This is a genomic window from Enterovirga sp., from assembly GCF_028290205.1.
GTDB lineage: Bacteria > Pseudomonadota > Alphaproteobacteria > Rhizobiales > Beijerinckiaceae > Enterovirga.
The window spans coordinates 18970-36690 of sequence record NZ_JAQGKF010000099.1; the positions used below are offsets into that span (position 1 = coordinate 18970).

Below are 17721 nucleotides of genomic sequence, written 5' to 3' on the forward strand. Positions count from 1 at the left end.
GGTGGTAACACCGAACCCGACAACAACCGGCAGCCGGAGGGAAAACCGGCGAACCCCGCACTCCACGGGGGACGCAGCTTGAAGCAACGACGGACGGGCTTTTTTGGTCTCGTCGGCCCTCCAAAGGCCGGCACCGAAGAGGCTTGTTTCTCTTTGCCGGGCGTGCGGACGGGGCCTCCCCATCCAAACGAAGGCAGCATCTCGGGTCGAGGATCCGCGTCGTTCCGTGTCTCCAACGCACGGTCGCCGCACCGATTCGAACCCCGAAGACGCCGGGCGGGCAACCGCCTGAACTTAAATCCGAGGACAGGCGGCGAGGGCCGTCGCGCCTCGATTTGAACCTTTGTGGGAGAGCGCCGATGACCGAGCGCATTCGTGATTTCCTGCGCGACCGCCGCGTGAACGGGCTCGAGGACGGGCCAGTGCTGGTCGTGGACCTCGAGGTCGTACGCGAGAACTACGCCAAGTTCGCGCGCGCCCTGCCGGACACCCGTGTCTTCTACGCCGTGAAGGCGAACCCGGAGCCGAAGCTCCTGGCTCTCCTGGCGCGCCTCGGCTCGTGCTTCGACACGGCCTCGGTGACGGAGATTCAGCTCGCGCTGTCCGCCGGCGCCACGGCCGACCGCATCTCGTTCGGCAACACGATCAAGAAGGAGCGCGACATCGTCCGCGCTCTGGAACTGGGCGTGCGGCTGTTTGCGGTCGATTGCGAGGTCGAGGTCGACAAGATCGCCCGCGCCAAGGCGGCGACCGGGGCCGAGGACGTCCGCGTGTTCTGCCGCATCCTGTGCGACGGAGCGGGCGCCGAATGGCCGCTGTCGCGCAAGTTCGGCTGCGAGCCCGATCTCGCGGTCGACGTGCTGGACCACGCTCACCGGGCGGGCCTCCATTCCTATGGAGTGTCCTTCCATGTCGGCTCGCAGCAGCCGAACACGGAAGCCTGGGACGGCGCGCTCGGCTCGGCCTCGCGGATCTTCCGCGAGCTCGCCGATCGCGGCATCCAGCTGTCGATGGTCAACCTGGGCGGCGGTTTCCCGACCAAGTACCTGAAGGACGTTCCGGCGGTCGAAGCCTACGGCGATTCGATCTTCCGGGCGCTCTCGCGGCACTTCGGGAATCGTCTTCCGGAGACGATCATCGAGCCGGGCCGTGGCATGGTCGGCAATGCGGGTGTGATCGAGTCCGAAGTCGTGCTCGTGTCGCACAAGAGCAAGGCCGAGGACGATGTCCGCTGGGTCTTCCTCGACATCGGCAAGTTCGGCGGCCTCGCCGAGACGATGGACGAGGCGATCCGGTACGACATCCGCACCGAGCACGACGAGGACCGACGCGTCCCCTGCGTGCTGGCCGGACCGACCTGCGATTCGGCGGACGTGATGTACGAGAAGACGCCCTACTGGCTGCCCGTGTCGCTGGAGATCGGCGATCTGGTGCAGATCGAGGGCACGGGCGCCTACACGGCGACCTACTCGTCCGTGGCGTTCAATGGCCTGCCGCCGCTGCGCACGCACGTGATCTGACGGCGCCTGCGTCTCCCCGTCCACGACGGGGAGACAACTGGCCAGGCGCACTGCGCGCCGGCCGGCTCGACCTCTCCCGCCCCGGCGGGAGAGGCCCACTTTCGCACCCACTCCCGAACGGCGCCCGGATTTCGGGCGTGCGAGGGCCGTTCCCCGCCACACCGCCCGGGAAGGTCTTCACGTCCATGTTCACGATCCGCCACGAAACCGTGCTCGACATTCCGGCCCGCGAGGCCCTGCTCGACCGCTGCTTCGGCGAGGGCCGCTTCGGCAAGACGTCGGAGCGGCTGCGCGAGGGCCGGGCGCCGGCCGACGAGCTGTCGCTCGTGGTCGAGCGGCTCGGAAGACTCGTCGGCACCATCCGGCTCTGGCACGTCGCGGCGGGAGACGGTCGCCCGGCGCTCCTGCTCGGGCCGGTCGCGGTGGCCCCGGAGCTGCAGGGCCTGGGCCTCGGCGGCAAGCTCGTCCGGGAGGCGCTGGCCCGCGCCGCCGAACTCGGCCACCGCGCCGTGATCCTGGTCGGGGACGAGCCGTATTATCGGCGCTTCGGCTTTTCGCGCGAGGCGGTGGGCGGGCTCAGCCTGCCCGGCCCCTATGCGGCGGAGCGCTTTCTCGGGCTCGAACTGGCGCGGGGCGCACTCTTCGGCGCGCAGGGGCTCGTCACCGCCACCGGCCGGCCGGCGCCGCTGGGGGCCGCGGAGCTCCGGGAGACGGAGCGTGATCGAGGACAAACCCTGCTTCGGGCTGCCTGACACCGTCCCTGACCCGCGGCACCGGCCCTGACGCCGGTGCCGCGGAGCGCCAGCCCGCCGGCCGCCGAATCAGCCGGGCCAAGGGATCGGTCGCGACAAACGGCCCGGAACCGGGTAGCACGCTGAGGACAGCGACGGGCCGGGAGCGTGCCTTGACCAACGTGACCATCGACGGCGAGCGGCTGTGGTCCACGCTGATGGAAACGGCCGAGATCGGCGGCACGCCCAAGGGCGGCATCCGCCGGCTCACCCTGTCCGAGGAGGACCGGCGCGTGCGCGACTGGTTCCGGCAGGCCTGCGAGGCGGCCGGCTGCACGGTCACGGTGGACGGGGTCGGCAACATGTTCGCGCGCCGGCCGGGCCGCAACGACGCCCTGCCGCCGATCTGCATGGGCTCGCATCTCGACACGCAGCCGACCGGCGGCAAGTTCGATGGCTGCCTCGGCGTCCTGGCCGGGCTCGAGGTCCTCCGCTCGCTCCAGGCCATCGGCTACGAGACCAATGCGCCCATCGAACTCGTGAACTGGACCAACGAGGAGGGCGCCCGCTTTACCCCGGCCATGATGGCCTCGGCGGCCTTCGCGGGGGTGTTCACCACCGACTACGTGCTGTCCCGGCAGGACCGGGACGGGGTCGCCTTCGCCGACGCGCTCGACGCGATCGGCTACCGGGGCGACCGGCCGGTCGGCGGCCGGCCGCTCTCGGCCATGTTCGAACTGCATATCGAGCAAGGCCCGATCCTGGAGCGGGAGGAGAAGCTGATCGGCGTCGTCACAGGCGTCCAGGCGATCCGCTGGTTCGAACTCACCGTGACAGGGGCGGCCGCCCATGCCGGCTCGACGCCGATGCCGGCCCGCCGCGACGCGCTGGTCGGCGCCGCCCGGGCGATCCTGGCTGTGGAGGCGGTCGCGCAGGCCAACGGGCCGCTCGCCGTCGGCACCGTCGGCATCCTGGAATGCCGTCCGGGCTCCACCAACGTGGTCCCGGGCGAGGTCTTTCTCACGATCGACCTGCGCCATCCGGACGATGCCACGCTGGACCGCATGGAAACGGATCTGCGGACCCGGCTGGCGGAGGCACTTGGCGGGCTCGATTTCGCCTGTGAGCGGATCTGGCTGTCGCCGGCCGTGCATTTCGACCCGACCCTGGTCGGCCTGGTTCGGGACGCGGCGGAGAGCCTCGGCCTGCCGCATCGGGACATCGTCTCGGGCCCGGGGCACGACGCCGCCTATATCGCCCGCGTTGCGCCCACGACGATGATCTTCGTGCCCTGCCGCGACGGCATCAGCCACAACGAGGCGGAGGAGACGAGTTTTGCGCAATGCGCGGCCGGCGCGCAGGTCCTGCTCAACGCCGTTTTGGCCTTTGACCAAACGCTGGAAGGCTGACCCGCGCGACCCGGCTGCGTCAGTGGCCGCCCTCGCCATTCGGCCGCCTGTGCTCAGGCGGGCCCTGGATCGCACCCCGCGCCAACGCGCCTTCGCCGCAATCCGGCAACAACCTTGCGCTCCGCGAGGGCGAATGCCACTTCAGCGGACATGTTTACCGTCAAATCTCACGGCCCGATCGGCGCGACCACGGCCAGCGTCAAGACCGTCCCCGATGTGGACCTCTACGTGGCCCAACTCGCCGCCAAGGGGCACCGCGTCATCATGGTGGCGGCCGGCGTTGCGCCGCCCGAGCCCTATGAGAGCTGGCGGACCTCACAGCTCGGGCCCCGCGCCAGGGGCCTGATCTGATCTCAGCCCGGCCTAAATCCGCTCGGCGCGAGCCGCGGGACACGGCTGCCCACTTGGACGAAAGGCCCTAGCCCGGTATCGCTCTGCCATGACCATCAACCCGTTTCATCCCTACACCCTCGAAGTCCTGCCTTCCGTGCGCAAGCCCGGTACGTTCGACTGGACGATTCGCCGGAGCGGCAAGCTGGTGCAACGCTCCGACCGGATCCTGCGCACGGAGGAGGAGGCCATGGCCTCCGGTGCAAAGGAGATCGAGCGCCAGATCGGCGCCTCCCGCAAGGAGCGCTAGGCCGCACCGACCGCGGCCCGCCCTGCCGCGGCCGCCTTCAGGGCGGGGCGGTGGCGGCGGGCGGTCAGCCTTGCTCCGAGGTGGGAAGACAGGCCGCTGGCGGCCGCGCGCGGACGCGTGGCGGCCGGGCGGCTCTGCGGCTGCGCCGGATCAGGCCGCGCGCGTCCAGACATTGGCTCCGGAGAAGGCCTCCGGAAGCACCTCGCGCACGCGCCGGACGATCTCCGCCTGATCGGCCCCGGGCGCGATCGCGACCTCGACCCCGACCTCGGCGTCCTTCTCCGGCCGCACCGTCTTGTAGCTGGCGATCAGGCCCTCTTTGACGAGGCCGTTCAGCGCCATGTTGAGAGCGCCCCAGCCGACGACGGGCTTCGGCTTTCCAGCCATGTCGTGCTCCATTCAGAACGTCGATAGCCCCGCACGCCGCGAACCGAGTTCGGGCACCGGGGCGCTTCTGTTCAAGGTAGGCCGGAAATTGGCGCGCCCGAAAGGATTCGAACCTCTGACCCCCAGATTCGTAGTCTGGTGCTCTATCCAGCTGAGCTACGGGCGCGCGTCGCGGCGGTGTCCGTCGCGAGGCGGCGGAGATAGAACGGGCGCCCGGGCTTGGCAAGGGGCGTCGTGCGCTTCCTGTGGGCCGGGGCCGAACAGGCCGGTCGCTTGACCCGACCGGCCCGGGACCCGAAAGTTCGGCGGTCAACACCGGAAGGTTCACATGCGGCGCACAATCCGGGCTTTGCTCGTCCCGTTGCTCCTGGCCGGCTCGCCCGCCCTGGCCGACAAGGCCTCGAACTCGATCCGCTTCGCCTACGATCAGGTGCCGGAAAACATCGACCCCTATTTCAACAACGTGCGGGCCGGGGTCATCATCAGCCAGCACGTCTGGGACACCCTGATCTATCGCGACCCGACCAGCGGGGCCTATCGGGGCCAACTCGCCACGGCCTGGCGCTATCTCGACGACAAGACCCTGGAGCTCGACCTGCGGACCGGGGTGAAGTTCCACGACGGCACGGAGTTCACGGCCGAGGACGTGGTGTTCACGCTCACCTACGCGTCCAAGCCGGAGAACAAGGCGACCACCCAGGCGAACGTGAACTGGATCGCCAAGGTCGAAGCCGTCACGCCGCACAAGGTGCGCATCCACACCAAGCAGGCCTTTCCGGCCGCCATCGATTACCTGTCCGGTCCGCTCGTGATGCACCCGGCCAAGTACTACGAGCGGGTCGGCCCCAAGGGCATGAACGAGAAGCCGGTCGGGTCGGGACCCTTTCGGGTGGCGAGCCACGTGATCGGCAAGTCGCTCACGCTGGAGCGCAACCCGGACTACTTCAAGGATTCGCCCAAGCCCGCCGCCAAAGTCGGCAAGGTCGAGATCCGCTTCATCCCCGACCGGCAGACGCAGATGGCCGAGGTGATGGCCGGGGGGCTCGATTTCATCATGAACGTGCCCAAGGACCAGGCCGAGCAGATCGGCGCCGTGCCGGGCTTCCAGGCCCGCTCGGGCGAAACGATGCGCATCGCCTTCCTGCATTTCAACGCCTTGCCGGACGGCCCCGTCGAGGCCTTCCGCGACGAGCGGGTCCGGCGCGCCTTCAATCACGCCATCAACAAGGAGGCGCTGACCAAGGAACTCGTGGGCGGCGGCTCGCGGGCGCTGGTGACGCCGTGCTTCTACGGCCAGTTCGGCTGCACCGATGAGGGCGCGACGCGCTACGCCTATGACCCGGCCAAGGCCAAGGCGCTGCTCCAGGAGGCCGGCCATGCCAGCGGCCTCTCGGTGGACTTTTACGCCTATCGCGAGCGCCAGCAGGCCGAGGCCGTCATCAACGACCTGCAGGCGGTCGGCATCAAGGCCAATCTGCGCTACCTCCAATACGCCGCCATGCGGGACCAGATGCGGGCCAACAAGGTTGGCATCTCCTTCCAGACCTGGGGGTCGAATTCCGTCAGCGACGTGTCGGCCTCCACGCCGGTCTATTTCGGCGGCGGCAGCGACGACGTGAGCCGGGACGGGGAAATCCAGGCCCTCTTGCGGACCGGCGACACCTCGGTCGATCCCGAGGCCCGCAAGGTGGCCTACCGGAAGGCGCTCGCGCTGATCACCGAGCGGGCCTACACGGTGCCGCTCTACACCGTGCCGAACCACTACGTGGCCTCGGCCAATCTCAACTTCGCGGTGTATCCGGACGAGACGCCGCGGTTCTGGGAGATGACCTGGAAATGAGCGGGTCCGCGCCCGGCGGCGCCGGGCAGCCATGACCGGCTTCGTGTTGCGGCGGCTCGCGCTTGCGCTGGCCGTCGGCATCGCAGTGTCCATGCTGTCCTTCGCGCTGGTCCGCCTGACCGGCGACGTCGCGACGGCGATCGCCGGCGAGGGAGCGCGGGACGAGGACATCCAGCTCGTGCGGCAGACCTACGGTCTCGACCGCCCGATCCTGGTCCAGTACCTGGCCTGGCTCGGGGAGCTGCTCCGCGGCGAGCTCGGCACCAGCTACTTCTTCAAGTCGCCGGTCTCCGACCTCGTGCTCAGCAAGCTGCCGGTCACGCTCATCCTGGGCCTGTCCTCGCTGCTGTTTGCGCTTGTCATCGCGGTGCCGCTCGGGGTGCTGGCGGCGCTGCGCCCCGACAGCGCGGTCGACCGGCTCGCCCTCGGCATCGCGGTCACCGGGCAGGCGATGCCGAACTTCTTTCTGGCCCTGCTGCTGATCATGCTGTTCTCGATCACGCTGCGCTGGCTGCCGGTCTCGGGCTCCGGCACCTGGCAGCATTACGTGATGCCCACGGTGGCACTCGGCTATTACGTGGCGCCGGCCTTCATGCGGCTGATCCGGGCCGGCATGATCGAGACGCTGCAATCCGACTTCATCCGGACGGCCAGGGCCAAGGGCCTGTCGCGCTCGCGCGTGATCCTGCGCCACGGGCTCCGCAACGCGCTCACGCCCGTCGTGGCGCTGGCCGTGGTGCAGCTCGGCTACCTGCTGGGCGGCTCCGTGGTCATCGAAACGGTGTTCGCCCTCGACGGGCTCGGCTACCTCGCCTACCAGTCCATCACCCACAAGGACCTGCCCGTGATGCAGGTCGTGGTGCTGATGCTGTCGGTGATCTACGTGCTGCTGACGCTGTTTGCGGACGTGCTCAACGCGTATCTCGACCCCCGCCTCAGGGCCGCGATGTGAGCGCCCTGGCCAGCAGCGATGGCGGTGCCGAGCCGCTGCCCGTCTTGACCCCGGGGTCACCCGGCCGCCCGACCTCCGGCGCGCGCTGGTGGCGGCACAAGAGCCTCGTCCTCGGCGGCGGCGTGTTGGCCGTGATCGTGCTGCTGGCGCTGTTCGCGCCCCTGCTCGCGCCGCACGATCCCTATGTGCAGAACCTGGCGCGCCGAACCATTCCGCCGGTCTGGTACGACAAGGGCAGCTGGGCCCATCCGCTGGGCACCGACGCGCTTGGCAGGGACTACCTGTCGCGCACCATCTACGGCGCCCGCATCTCGCTGCTGATCGGCGTCTCGGTGGCCGTCCTGTCCGGCCTGATCGGCACGGTGCTGGGCGTTGCGGCCGGCTATTTCGGCGGCCGGGTGGACCTCCTGGTCACCTTCCTGATCACCGTGCGGCTGGCCTTGCCGGTGATCTTGGTGGCGCTCGCGGCCGTGGCCGTGGTCGGAGGCTCGCTGCCGCTCGTGATCCTGGTCCTCGGGCTGCTGAAATGGGACCGCTTCGTGGTGGTGATGCGGAGCGCGACCCAGAGCGTGCGGAGCCTCGATTACGTGCAGGCGGCGCGCGCCTCCGGCGCCTCCACGGCCCGCATCATCTGGCGCGAGGTCTTGCCCAACGTCCTGCCGTTCCTGATCGTCACCGCGACGCTGGAGGCCGCGAGCGCCATCCTGCTCGAGGCGGCGCTCTCCTTCCTCGGGCTCGGCATCCAGCCGCCCTTGCCGTCGTGGGGCCTCATGATCTCGGAAGCCAAACCCTACATGTTCTTCTCGTTCTGGCTCATCGCCATTCCGGGGGCCTGCCTGGCCACCCTGATCCTCTCCATCAATCTCCTGGGCGACGGCTTGCGCGACGCCATCTCGCCCGACCGGAGGGCCGCCACGTGAGCCGCGACGCCGCGCTCGCCCATGCCGGGCAGCATTTCGACTCGGGCGCCTTCTGGGCCGATCTCGCCCGGCGTGTCGCCATCCCGACCGAGAGCCAGAACCCGGAGCGGGCCGGCGACCTCCGGCGCTACCTGACCGACGAGATGGGCCCGTCCTTTGCCCGGCTCGGCTTCACCTGGCAGGTGATCGAGGAGCCCAAGGCCAAGGGCCCGTTCCTGTTTGCCGAGCGGATCGAGGATCCGTCCCGGCCGACCGTGTTCGGCTACGGCCACGGCGACGTCATCCGGGGGCTCGACGACGGCTGGCTGCCGGGCCTCTCGCCCTGGACGCTGACCGAGCGCGAGGGCCGCTGGTACGGCCGCGGCGTGGTCGACAACAAGGGGCAGCATTCGGCCAACCTGGCCGCCCAGGCGGCCGTGATCGCGGCCCGGGGCCGGCTTGGCTTCAACAGCAAGTGGCTCATCGAAATGGGCGAGGAGACGGGCTCGCCGGGGCTGCGCGAGGTCTGCGCCCGGCACCGCGAGCTGTTCCGCTCCGACGTGCTGATCGGCTCGGACGGGCCGCGGCCCGATCGGCGCCGGCCCGGGATCTATCTCGGCACCCGCGGCGGCGCCTCCATCGACATCTCGATCGATGCCCGCGAGGGCGGACACCATTCGGGCAATTGGGGCGGGCTCCTGTCGAGCCCGGCCATCCAGCTCGTGCATGCGCTGTCCACCCTGACCGGCCCGACCGGCGAGATCCGGGTGCCCGAGTGGCGGCCCAAGGGTGGATTGCCGGATCAGGTCCGGCGGGCGCTGGCCGGGCTCGAACTCGACATGGGCGAGGACGCCCCGGCCATCGACCCCGATTGGGGCGAGCCCGGGCTCAGCGGCCCCGAAAAGGTGTTCGGCTGGTCGTCGCTCGAGATCCTGGCGATGGAGAGCGGCAATCCCAAGGGGCCGGTCAACGCCGTGCCGCCGCGGGCCTGGGCGCGGGTGCAGCTCCGCTTCGTGGTCGGGGTGGACATGGCCGACATCGTGCCGGCCCTGCGCCGGCATCTCGACCGGCACGGATTCCACTACGTGTCGGTGGAGCCGGCCCGGGAAGAGGTGTTTCCGGCGACCCGGCTCGATCCGAACAACCCCTGGGTCGGATGGGCGCTCGATTCCATGCGGCGCACGAGCGGAAAGGAGCCCTCGCTCCTGCCCAATCTCGGGGGCTCGCTGCCCAATGACGCCTTTTCGGAGATCCTCGGCCTGCCCACGATCTGGGTGCCGCATTCGTTCAACGGCTGCTCGCAGCACGCGCCGAACGAGCATTGGCTGCCGGAACTGGCCCGCGAAGCCCTGCTCGTGATGACCGGGCTGTACTGGGACGTCGCGGAGAGCGCACCCGGCCGGCGCTAGACGCGCCGGACCGGGAATTCCTCTCGGGCGACATGGCGCGCCCGAGAGGCTGCAGGCATTCGGCCGATCTCAGCCGGCCGCGCCGCGCTTGTAGCCGAAGCCCGGCACCACGCAGCCGCACGGCGTCAGAGCCGGCACGTAGTTGCCGATCGGGCAGCTGCCGCGCGAGGTGACGCAGACAGAGCTCGCCCGGCGACTATGCTGACCGCCGCGGCGGCCATAGGCCGGAGGGGCGTCGTAATAGCCGGAGCGCGGGCCGTCATAGCCGCGACGCGGGCCGTCATGGCCCCGACGCCCCTCGTAGCCGCCGCCGCGCCGCTCCTCGTAACGGCCGCCGCGGCGACCCTCATAGCCTGAGCGGCCGTCGTCGTATCCCGGCTTGCTGCCGTAGCCGGGTCCGCCCTGCGGCAAGTAATATTGCGCCGCGGCCGGGGTCGCGAGACCGGCGACCAGCAGCAGGGTTCCTAAGAGAGCCGATTTCACGTTAATTCCTCCTCCGGACGGGCCGGCATTTAAGCTCATCAATCTGAACGGGACCCTTCCGTTCCGCAGCGAAACGCGGGCGATCGGAATTTCCGAGCGGTCCCGGCAGGTTGCGGCGTCCGGGGGGCGTCGCTATCTGCCTGTCTCATGCCGCTTGACCCCGGTTTCAGTCATGGTTTCCACCAACGATGTCGAGCACCTGAAGCTCGTCGCCCTCGACCAGGACGATCTCGCCATCATCTCGGCTCACCTGCAGGACGCGGTGGTGCGACCCCGCGATCTCGCCTACTTGCCCGAAGACAGGCGCTTTGCCCTGGTGGCGCGGCGCTTCGACTGGACCTGTGGTGAGGCGGAGCCGCGACGGCGGCTCGCCGGGCTGCATTTCGAGCGCGTCACGCGCTGCCGCAGCAAGGGCGTTGACCGCGACCGTGCGGACGCGCCCCTCAGCCTGCTGGCCGTGACCTTCGAGGTCAGGGACGCGCCGTCCGGTGTCGCGACCCTCTGCTTTTCGGGCGGGGCCTCGATCGAACTCGAACTGGAGTGCATCGAGGTGCAAATGAAGGATCTCGGCCCGGTCTGGGCCACGGCCAAGCGGCCGTCGCACGCTTTGGAGAACACCTGATGGCGCAGCGGCTCGCAGCCGGCGCACCCGGCTTCGAGCAAGCCTTTGCCGGGCTCCTCGCCACTAAGCGCGAGGCCTCGGTCGATGTGGATACGGGGGTTGCCGAAATCATCGCGGCCGTGCGGACGGGCGGCGACGCCGCCGTGATCGAGTTCACGCGCCGCTTCGACGGCCACGCCCCGGAGCCCGGGGCCCTGCGCATCGAGGCGGACGAGATCGACCGGGCCGTCGCCGGCCTCCACGGCGAGGCGGTCGATGCGCTAAGCCTCGCCCGCGACCGCATCGAGGCGCATCACCGGGCGCAGATCCCGACCGACCACGACCAGACGGATGCGCTCGGCGTCCGGCTCGGCTGGCGCTGGCGGGCCATCGAGGCGGTCGGGCTCTATGTGCCGGGGGGCACCGCCTCCTACCCGTCCTCCGTCCTGATGAACGCGGTGCCGGCCAAGGTCGCCGGTGTCGAGCGGGTGGTCATGGTGGTGCCGACTCCGAACGGGCATCTGAACCCGCTCGTGCTGGCGGCGGCGCGGCTCGCCGGGGTCGACGAGATCTACCGCATCGGGGGCGCCCAGGCGGTCGCGGCGCTGGCCTACGGCACGGAGACGATCCGGCCCGTCAGCAAGATCGTCGGGCCGGGCAACGCCTATGTGGCGGCCGCCAAGCGGCGTGTCTTCGGGCAGGTCGGGATCGACATGATCGCGGGCCCTTCGGAGGTCCTGATCCTGGCCGACGCCGGCGCCGACCCGGAATGGGTGGCCGCCGACCTCCTGGCGCAGGCCGAGCACGACACGGCCGCGCAGGCCATCCTGATCACCTCGTCCGCCGAACTCGCCGACCGCGTCGCAGCCGCGGTCGAGGCGCAACTCGCGACGCTGCCGCGGCGCGACATCGCGGCTGCGAGCTGGCGCGATCACGGCGCCATCATCACCCTCGGCAGCCTCGAGGACGCCGTCCCCCTCGTGGATCTGATCGCCCCGGAGCACCTCGAGATCGAGGCGGAGGGCGCCGAGCGCCTGGCCGGGCTTGTCCGCAACGCCGGCGCCATCTTCCTCGGCGCCTATACGCCCGAGGCGCTGGGAGACTACGTGGCCGGGTCGAACCACGTTCTGCCGACCGCCCGCTCGGCCCGGTTCGCCTCCGGCCTCGGCGTGCTCGACTTCATGAAGCGCACGGCCATCCTGGATTGCAGCCGCGAGGCTCTGGCCCGGATCGGGCCGGCCGCAGTCGCACTCGGCCGGGCCGAGGGGCTGGAAGGGCATGCCCGCTCGGTGCTGATGAGGCTCGATCGCGCATGACCGACGGGTGCGCCCGCCTGGTCGCCGTGACACTCGACGAGGCCTCCATCGGTCGCGGCAACCCGGACCAGGAGCATGAACGGGCGATCGCGATCTACGACATCGTCGAGCAGAACTCGTTCCGCGTCCCCGAATACCCAACCGGGCCCTATGCGCTCCATCTCGCCCTCGTGGAGAACCGGCTCTGTTTCGAGATCCGGGCCGCCGAGGGGGAGGGCCGCATCACGCACCACCTCTCGCTGACCCCCTTCCGCAAGGTCATCCGCGACTACCGAATGGTCTGCGAAAGCTATTACGCCGCCATCCGGAGTGCCTCGCCGGCCCAGATCGAGGCCATCGACATGGGGCGGCGCGGGCTCCACAACGAGGCATCCGAGCTCCTCGTGCAGCGGCTCGAAGGCAAGGTGGAGATCGATTTCGACACCGCCCGGCGCCTGTTCACGCTGATCTACGCCCTGCACTGGAAGGGCTGAGCCGTGGCGGGCCCGGACCGCACGGGTGGGCGGCGGGTGCAGTCGGTGCTGTTCGTCTGCGCGATGAACGCGATCCGGTCCCCGCTGGCCGAGGCCCTGGCGCGGCACTATTTCGGCAAGTCCGTCTATGTCCAGTCCGCCGGGGTCCGCCAGGGGGAGCGCGACCCCTTCGCCGTGGCCGTGCTGGACGAACTCGGGATTGACGGATCCAAGCACAAGCCCCGCACCCTGGTCGACCTGGAGGAATGGGAGGGGCTGAATTTCGACCTCATCGTGTCGCTCTCGCCCGAGGCGCACCACGCCGCGCTGGAGCTGACCCGGACGGTCGCGGCCGAGGTGGAATACTGGCCGACGGCCGACCCGACGCTGACCCAGGGCACGCGCGAGCAGGTGCTGGACGCCTACCGGGATGTCCGCGACGGGCTCAGCTACCGGATCAGGCTGCGCTTGAAGGGCTCATAGGCCGAAGGCGCGCATGGCCGCCGCCGCTGCGAGCCCGGCCAGGAGCGCGGCCAGCTCGTTGCCGGCGAGCCGCGCCGTGAGCACGGCAGCCAGCACGCCCAGAATGGCGGGCGGCCCCGCCGCAATCGCAATGGGCACCACCGTCGCGGCCACGATGGATCCGGGCAGGGCTGCGAGGGCGCGCTCGACCGGCGGCGTGATCCGGACGCGGCTCATCATGGCAACTCCGCCGATCCGCAGCAGATAGGTCAACAGCGCCATCAGGCCGATGGCGAGCCAAGGGCCCGCCGGACCGGCGATCCAGCCCTCAACGGTGCTCACGGTGACATGCTCCGGTGAGGGCGCCGGCCAGCGCTCCGGCCACGATGAAGAGATAGCCGGGCACGAGGGCCTGCACGGCGAGCGCCACGAGCCCGGCCACTAGCCAGGGTGGGCCGGAGCGCCCGACGCCGCGCCAGAGCGGCACCGCAAAGGCCGCGAAGAAGAACGGCAGCACGAGATCAAGCGCGTAGCGCTTCGGATCGGTCACCAGCGCGCCCGTGAGATAGCCCGGGATGGTGGCGATCCACCACACCGTCCAGGACAGAAGTCCGGCGCCGAGGAAGACGCCGGCATCGCGTCCGCCCTCGGCCCGGTGCCGCTCGGCCGCAAGCCAGCTCGCCTCGAACAGAAGAAACAGCGACCCGGCCTGGGCCGGCAGCGAGGCGCCCTTGAGCCAGGGCTGGAGCGAGGCGCCCATCAGCACGAAGCGGGCGTTCACGGCCGAGGTCACGGCCGCGATGGTCAGGAGCGCGCCCAATGTCCAGGTCTCGCGCCAGAGTTCGAGAGACAGCATCTGCGAGGCGCCGGCGGTCAGGACCATGCTCATCCCGACCGCTTCCCAGAGCGTCAGGCCCTTCTGCACGGAGGCGGCTCCGAAGGCGAAGGCGAAGGCGATCACGCCCGGGAGGCTGGGGGCCACGATGCGGGCGCCCAGCAGGCAGCCCGCCCCGGTGACGACGGGACGGGCGTCCGGAATCGGGGGCATCGTGCTGTCTCGGCGAACCGCGGCTTTGCCGCCCCGGACGCCCGCCGTCAACGCAGGGCTGCGCCTCTCTCGCCTTTGCGCGCAGGCTTCGCTTAGGATGTCGGCAAGACGAGCCCGCGCAGACGGGCCAGCCGGGAGGATGACGATGACGTTGATCTGGTCACGCCGCCGGATTCTGGGTGGCGCGGGCGCGCTGGCGGTCGCTGGAGGCCGGCCTGCTTTCGCGCAGAGCTATCCGGTGCGGCCGATCCGCTGGGTGGTGGGCTACCCGCCGGGAGGCACCACCGATGTGCTGGCCCGTCTGGTGGCGGAGCCGCTGGGCCGGCGCCTCGGCCAGCAGGTCTATATCGAGAACCGGCCCGGTGCCGGCAACAACATCGGCACCGAGGCAGTGATCAACGCCGAGCCGGATGGCTACACGATTCTTCTGGTCAATCCGGCGAACGGCATCAACGCGACGCTGTACAAGAAGCTGAACTTCAACTTCGTCGAGGATATCGCGCCCGTTTGCGGCATCACGCGTTCGCCGAACATCATGGAGATCACGCCGTCCCTGCCGGTGAAGACGGTCTCGGAGTTCATCGCGTATTGTAAGGCCAACCCCGGCAAGGTGAATATGGCCTCGTCCGGGCTCGGCACCTCCGTCCACATGTCCGGCGAGTTGTTCAAGTCGATGACGGGCGTCGACATGGTGCATGTGCCCTATCGCGGCGCCGGGCCGGCGCTGATCGATATGCTGTCGGGTCAGGCGCATGTCCTTTTCGACAACCTGCCGTCCTCGATCGAGCACGTGCGTGCCGGCAAGCTGCGGGCCCTCGCCGTGACCACGCTCGAGCCCTCGCCGGCCCTTCCCGGTGTTCCGACCGTTGCCGAAACGGTGCCCGGCTACGAGGCCACGGCCTGGTTCGGGATCGGGGCGCCCAAGAAGACGCCGCCCGAGCTGATCGCGCGGCTCAACAAGGAGGTGAACGAGATCCTCCAGGAGCCCGCGATGATCAGGAAGCTCGCCGATCTCGGCGGTGCGCCCTGGCTGCTGACCCCGGCGCAATTCGGTCAGGCCATCGCCGACGAGACCGCGAAATGGAGGAAAGTGGTCGAGTTTTCGGGGGCCAAGCTCGAGTGACGCCAATGGCGGCGATGGGCGGGGCCGGACGCCCTCGCCAGGTTGAGTTCGATGCATTCAGCCCCGGTGGCCGGACAGGACGCACACTTTCGGAGAACACCTCATGACCCGTCAGCGCACATCCGAACGCGGCCTCACTGAACTCTACGGCAACGATCCGGAGCGCGCCGACGCGCTCGTCTTCGGCCGCAGGGCGGCAGTCGGACGCCGCGGCTTCCTGGGCGGCGCCGGGCTCGCCGCGATGGGAGCCGCCGTCGGCGGCGCGATCCCGTTCGCGGCGTCCATGCCGGCTGGCCTTGTTCCGGCGGCGCTGGCCCAGGGCTCGCCGGCTCCGGCCGCCAAGGGGCCGCAGCCACTCGACTTTCCGGGAAAGAGCAAGGGGCTGACGGTGCTTGGGGACCGGCCGCTAGTGGCCGAGACGCCCGAGCAACTCCTTGACGACGAGGTCACGCCCTTTGAGAAGTTCTTTATCCGCAACAACGGTCAGCTGCCCGAGGCCGCCGCCAGCGCGGACGGCTGGAAGATCAAGGTCGAGGGCGAGGTCAACACCCCTCTCGAACTCAGCCTCGGCGAACTGAAGAGCCGCTTCCAGCCGAAGACCTACCGCATGGTGCTGGAATGCGGCGGCAACGGCCGCTCCTTCTTCGTGCCGCAGGCGCGCGGCAACCCGTGGACGAATGGCGGCGTCGGCTGCGCGGAATGGACCGGCGTGCCCTTGGCCGACGTGCTCAAGGCGGCCGGGCTGAAGCCGAGCGCGGCCTACACGGCCCATTACGGTGCCGACCTTCACCTCTCGGGAGATCCGGACAAGGAGTCGCTGTCGCGCGGCATGCCCATTCCCAAGGCCATGGAAGAGCATGGCCTTGTGGTCTTCGCCATGAACGGGCAGCCGCTGCCCACCATTCATGGCGGCCCCGTGCGGCTGCTGATCCCGGGCTGGCCGGGCTCGCTGTCGCACAAGTGGCTGACCCGGATCGTGCTCCGCGACCGGGAGCATGACGGCCAGGGCATGACCGGCACATCCTACCGGGTGCCGATCCGCCCCATGATCCCGGGCGGCAAGACCGACGACGCGAACATGCGGATCCTGGAATCCATGCCGGTCCGGTCGATTGTCACCAACCCGCCGAACGGCGCGCGGCTGGCCGCCGGCCTGCGCGAGGTGCCGCTCCGGGGCGCCGCTTGGGCCGGCGACGACACGGTCAGCAAGGTCGAGGTCTCGTGCGATTTCGGCGCGACCTGGTCGGCGGCGCAGCTCGCGGCGCCGAAGAACCGCTACGACTGGCAGCGCTGGACGGCGAGGCTGACCCTGCCGTCGGACGGCTATTTCGAGGTCTGGTCGCGGGCGACGGACAGCCGCGGCCGGGCGCAGCCGCATGCTGCTGCGAACTGGAATCCGCAGGGCTATGGCGGCAACACGCTCCATCGCGTGGCCATTCTGGTCGGCTGACCCATGCGGAGCAGCACACGGGGAGGGCGCCTGGCTCTCGTCATCGGGCTGGCGGCCGCTTTCGCAACCGGTCCGGCCTGGGCCCAGCCGGCGCCGCGCGAGGAGCGGGTGGAGGACCTGCCGCCCGGCCCCGGCCGGGAGGAGACCTTCGGCCTGTGCGCCGCCTGCCACGCCTACCGGCTCGTGGCCAACCAGGGCCTGACGCGTGACAGGTGGGACGAGACGTTGCGCTGGATGACCGAACGGCACAACATGCCGGACATTCAGGGGGAGGACCGCGCGCTCATCCTCGACTACCTGGCGGCAGCACATCCCCCGAAGACGGCGCCCGCCGCAGGCGGCTTCCGCAACCCGTTTGCCGACGAGGCGCCGGCCCGGCAGCCCTGAACCGGTCGCGCGCCGAGCCGCGCCGCAGGCCGCGGCACCGACAGCCCCGACCTGCGTTGACCCCTGCCGGACCCGGCCGCAAAGCGGCGTGACGGCAGCGCGGCGTTGACGGATCGCTTCCGGGCTTTCGCCGTTGCGCTCCCTGCACAGGAGATCACGTTGTTGCGATTTCTTTTCGCGCTGGCCCTGCCGGCGCTGCTTCTCCCGGTCGGTCCGGTCGCCGCCCAGGATGCCGCGGCCGGCGAAAAGCTGTTTTCGCAGTGCCGCGCCTGCCACCAGGTCGGAGATAAAGCCCGTAACGCGGTGGGCCCTGTTCTGAACGGCCTGTTCGGCCGGAAGGCCGGGACGGTCGAAGGCTATTCCTACAGCCCTGCGAACAAGAATTCCGGCCTCACATGGGACGAGGCGACCTTCCGTGACTACATCAAGGACCCCAAGGCCAAGATCCCGGGGACGAAAATGATGTATCCGGGATTGAAGGACGACGCTCGAATCGGTGATCTCGTGGCCTATCTCAAGCAGTTCGATGCCGCCGGAAACAGGTCTGCCGGGACGCCCTGAGGTCTTTTGACGCGCCAAGGCTCGCTCGGTAACCGCCGGCGCTATCATAGA

The 17721-nt window shown here is 69.8% G+C and carries 21 protein-coding genes and 1 tRNA gene; 17 read left to right on the top strand and 5 right to left on the bottom strand.

Features of this window, described 5'->3' with window-relative positions; genetic code table 11:
• Positions 1-359 precede the first annotated feature (359 nt).
• The 5 genes from JWR86_RS06685 to JWR86_RS06705 all read left to right on the top strand — a co-directional run bounded on the left by JWR86_RS06685 (position 360) and on the right by JWR86_RS06705 (position 4300).
• Positions 360-1520, top strand: a complete 1161-nt coding sequence (locus JWR86_RS06685) for a type III PLP-dependent enzyme (RefSeq protein ID WP_299562564.1) — start codon at positions 360-362, stop codon at positions 1518-1520.
• A gap of 185 nt (positions 1521-1705) precedes the next feature.
• Entirely contained in the window at positions 1706-2272 is a 567-nt protein-coding gene (locus JWR86_RS06690) for an N-acetyltransferase (protein WP_299562567.1), read from the top strand.
• Positions 2273-2424: 152 nt separating this feature from the next.
• Positions 2425-3660, top strand: a complete 1236-nt coding sequence (locus tag JWR86_RS06695; protein WP_299562570.1) for a Zn-dependent hydrolase — start codon at positions 2425-2427, stop codon at positions 3658-3660.
• 150 nt (positions 3661-3810) lie between these two features.
• On the top strand, positions 3811-4011 hold the full coding sequence (locus tag JWR86_RS06700; protein WP_299562573.1) for a hypothetical protein: 201 nt from the start codon (positions 3811-3813) through the stop codon (positions 4009-4011).
• Between the two features lie 88 nt (positions 4012-4099).
• Entirely contained in the window at positions 4100-4300 is a 201-nt protein-coding gene (locus tag JWR86_RS06705) for a hypothetical protein (protein WP_299562575.1), read from the top strand.
• A gap of 150 nt (positions 4301-4450) precedes the next feature.
• On the opposite strand, the gene JWR86_RS06710 is transcribed toward JWR86_RS06705, so the two are convergent.
• Positions 4451-4687: a hypothetical protein gene (locus JWR86_RS06710; protein ID WP_299562578.1), complete on the bottom strand. Its 237-nt coding sequence runs from the start codon at positions 4685-4687 to the stop codon at positions 4451-4453.
• Between the two features lie 89 nt (positions 4688-4776).
• Positions 4777-4853 (bottom strand) — tRNA-Arg (locus JWR86_RS06715).
• Positions 4854-5015: 162 nt separating this feature from the next.
• Here JWR86_RS06715 and JWR86_RS06720 point away from each other — a divergent pair.
• Genes JWR86_RS06720 through JWR86_RS06735 form a run of 4 tightly spaced genes read left to right on the top strand, consistent with a single transcriptional unit; the run spans position 5016 to position 9787 of the window.
• Positions 5016-6527 carry an ABC transporter substrate-binding protein gene (locus JWR86_RS06720; protein ID WP_299562581.1) on the top strand — a complete coding sequence of 504 codons (1512 nt, stop codon included), beginning with the start codon at positions 5016-5018 and terminating at the stop codon, positions 6525-6527.
• A gap of 31 nt (positions 6528-6558) precedes the next feature.
• Positions 6559-7479: an ABC transporter permease gene (locus JWR86_RS06725; RefSeq protein ID WP_299562584.1), complete on the top strand. Its 921-nt coding sequence runs from the start codon at positions 6559-6561 to the stop codon at positions 7477-7479.
• A 44-nt stretch (positions 7480-7523) separates the two neighbouring features.
• Positions 7524-8399: an ABC transporter permease gene (locus JWR86_RS06730; RefSeq protein WP_299562587.1), complete on the top strand. Its 876-nt coding sequence runs from the start codon at positions 7524-7526 to the stop codon at positions 8397-8399.
• Entirely contained in the window at positions 8396-9787 is a 1392-nt protein-coding gene (locus JWR86_RS06735) for a M20 family metallopeptidase (protein ID WP_299562590.1), read from the top strand. The genes JWR86_RS06730 and JWR86_RS06735 overlap by 4 nt, the downstream gene beginning before the upstream one ends.
• 69 nt (positions 9788-9856) lie before the next feature.
• Here the strand turns inward: JWR86_RS06735 and JWR86_RS06740 are convergent, their stop codons facing one another.
• The gene (locus JWR86_RS06740; protein ID WP_299562593.1) at positions 9857-10270 is read right to left on the bottom strand and encodes a hypothetical protein; all 414 of its coding nucleotides are present in this window, start codon (positions 10268-10270) and stop codon (positions 9857-9859) included.
• Positions 10271-10442: 172 nt separating this feature from the next.
• On the opposite strand from JWR86_RS06740, the gene JWR86_RS06745 reads away from it, so the two are divergent.
• From JWR86_RS06745 to JWR86_RS06760, 4 genes are read left to right on the top strand one after another with little or no spacing between them, the layout of a single operon-like run.
• Entirely contained in the window at positions 10443-10892 is a 450-nt protein-coding gene (locus tag JWR86_RS06745; protein WP_299562596.1) for a DUF2948 family protein, read from the top strand.
• Complete coding sequence (gene hisD / locus JWR86_RS06750; protein ID WP_299562599.1) at positions 10892-12187, top strand: histidinol dehydrogenase; 1296 nt, start codon at positions 10892-10894, stop codon at positions 12185-12187. The genes JWR86_RS06745 and hisD overlap by 1 nt, the downstream gene beginning before the upstream one ends.
• Positions 12184-12660, top strand: coding sequence for a UPF0262 family protein (locus tag JWR86_RS06755; RefSeq protein ID WP_299562602.1), 477 nt, complete (start codon positions 12184-12186; stop codon positions 12658-12660). Before hisD ends, JWR86_RS06755 begins: the two co-directional genes overlap by 4 nt.
• 3 nt (positions 12661-12663) lie before the next feature.
• Entirely contained in the window at positions 12664-13122 is a 459-nt protein-coding gene (locus JWR86_RS06760; protein ID WP_299562605.1) for a low molecular weight phosphatase family protein, read from the top strand.
• Here JWR86_RS06760 and JWR86_RS06765 read toward each other — a convergent pair.
• Both JWR86_RS06765 and JWR86_RS06770 read right to left on the bottom strand, forming a co-directional pair.
• Positions 13117-13443 carry an AzlD domain-containing protein gene (locus JWR86_RS06765; RefSeq protein ID WP_299562608.1) on the bottom strand — a complete coding sequence of 109 codons (327 nt, stop codon included), beginning with the start codon at positions 13441-13443 and terminating at the stop codon, positions 13117-13119. The two genes, JWR86_RS06760 and JWR86_RS06765, sit on opposite strands and share 6 nt — an antisense overlap.
• Positions 13430-14149, bottom strand: a complete 720-nt coding sequence (locus JWR86_RS06770; RefSeq protein ID WP_299562611.1) for an AzlC family ABC transporter permease — start codon at positions 14147-14149, stop codon at positions 13430-13432. Before JWR86_RS06770 ends, JWR86_RS06765 begins: the two co-directional genes overlap by 14 nt.
• 154 nt (positions 14150-14303) lie before the next feature.
• On the opposite strand from JWR86_RS06770, the gene JWR86_RS06775 reads away from it, so the two are divergent.
• From JWR86_RS06775 to JWR86_RS06790, 4 genes are all read left to right on the top strand, one after another.
• A complete protein-coding gene (locus JWR86_RS06775; protein ID WP_299562720.1) occupies positions 14304-15272 on the top strand; it encodes a tripartite tricarboxylate transporter substrate binding protein in 969 nt (322 codons plus the stop codon).
• A gap of 103 nt (positions 15273-15375) precedes the next feature.
• On the top strand, positions 15376-16722 hold the full coding sequence (locus tag JWR86_RS06780; RefSeq protein WP_299562614.1) for a sulfite oxidase: 1347 nt from the start codon (positions 15376-15378) through the stop codon (positions 16720-16722).
• Positions 16723-16725: 3 nt separating this feature from the next.
• On the top strand, positions 16726-17109 hold the full coding sequence (locus JWR86_RS06785) for a hypothetical protein (RefSeq protein WP_299562617.1): 384 nt from the start codon (positions 16726-16728) through the stop codon (positions 17107-17109).
• Between the two features lie 162 nt (positions 17110-17271).
• Positions 17272-17670 carry a cytochrome c family protein gene (locus JWR86_RS06790; protein WP_299562723.1) on the top strand — a complete coding sequence of 133 codons (399 nt, stop codon included), beginning with the start codon at positions 17272-17274 and terminating at the stop codon, positions 17668-17670.
• Positions 17671-17721 lie beyond the last annotated feature (51 nt).

What these genes read in the sequence shown, in the direction of transcription:
- JWR86_RS06685 (WP_299562564.1), top strand. Translation starts at nt 360, where the DNA reads ATGACCGAGCGCATTCGTGATTTCCTGCGCGACCGCCGCGTGAACGGG.
- JWR86_RS06690 (WP_299562567.1), top strand. Translation starts at nt 1,706, where the DNA reads ATGTTCACGATCCGCCACGAAACCGTGCTCGACATTCCGGCCCGCGAG.
- JWR86_RS06700 (WP_299562573.1), top strand. Translation starts at nt 3,811, where the DNA reads ATGTTTACCGTCAAATCTCACGGCCCGATCGGCGCGACCACGGCCAGC.
- JWR86_RS06705 (WP_299562575.1), top strand. Translation starts at nt 4,100, where the DNA reads ATGACCATCAACCCGTTTCATCCCTACACCCTCGAAGTCCTGCCTTCC.
- JWR86_RS06710 (WP_299562578.1), bottom strand. Translation starts at nt 4,687, where the DNA reads ATGGCTGGAAAGCCGAAGCCCGTCGTCGGCTGGGGCGCTCTCAACATG.
- JWR86_RS06720 (WP_299562581.1), top strand. Translation starts at nt 5,016, where the DNA reads ATGCGGCGCACAATCCGGGCTTTGCTCGTCCCGTTGCTCCTGGCCGGC.
- JWR86_RS06725 (WP_299562584.1), top strand. Translation starts at nt 6,559, where the DNA reads ATGACCGGCTTCGTGTTGCGGCGGCTCGCGCTTGCGCTGGCCGTCGGC.
- JWR86_RS06745 (WP_299562596.1), top strand. Translation starts at nt 10,443, where the DNA reads ATGGTTTCCACCAACGATGTCGAGCACCTGAAGCTCGTCGCCCTCGAC.
- hisD (WP_299562599.1), top strand. Translation starts at nt 10,892, where the DNA reads ATGGCGCAGCGGCTCGCAGCCGGCGCACCCGGCTTCGAGCAAGCCTTT.
- JWR86_RS06755 (WP_299562602.1), top strand. Translation starts at nt 12,184, where the DNA reads ATGACCGACGGGTGCGCCCGCCTGGTCGCCGTGACACTCGACGAGGCC.
- JWR86_RS06770 (WP_299562611.1), bottom strand. Translation starts at nt 14,149, where the DNA reads ATGCCCCCGATTCCGGACGCCCGTCCCGTCGTCACCGGGGCGGGCTGC.
- JWR86_RS06780 (WP_299562614.1), top strand. Translation starts at nt 15,376, where the DNA reads ATGACCCGTCAGCGCACATCCGAACGCGGCCTCACTGAACTCTACGGC.
- JWR86_RS06785 (WP_299562617.1), top strand. Translation starts at nt 16,726, where the DNA reads ATGCGGAGCAGCACACGGGGAGGGCGCCTGGCTCTCGTCATCGGGCTG.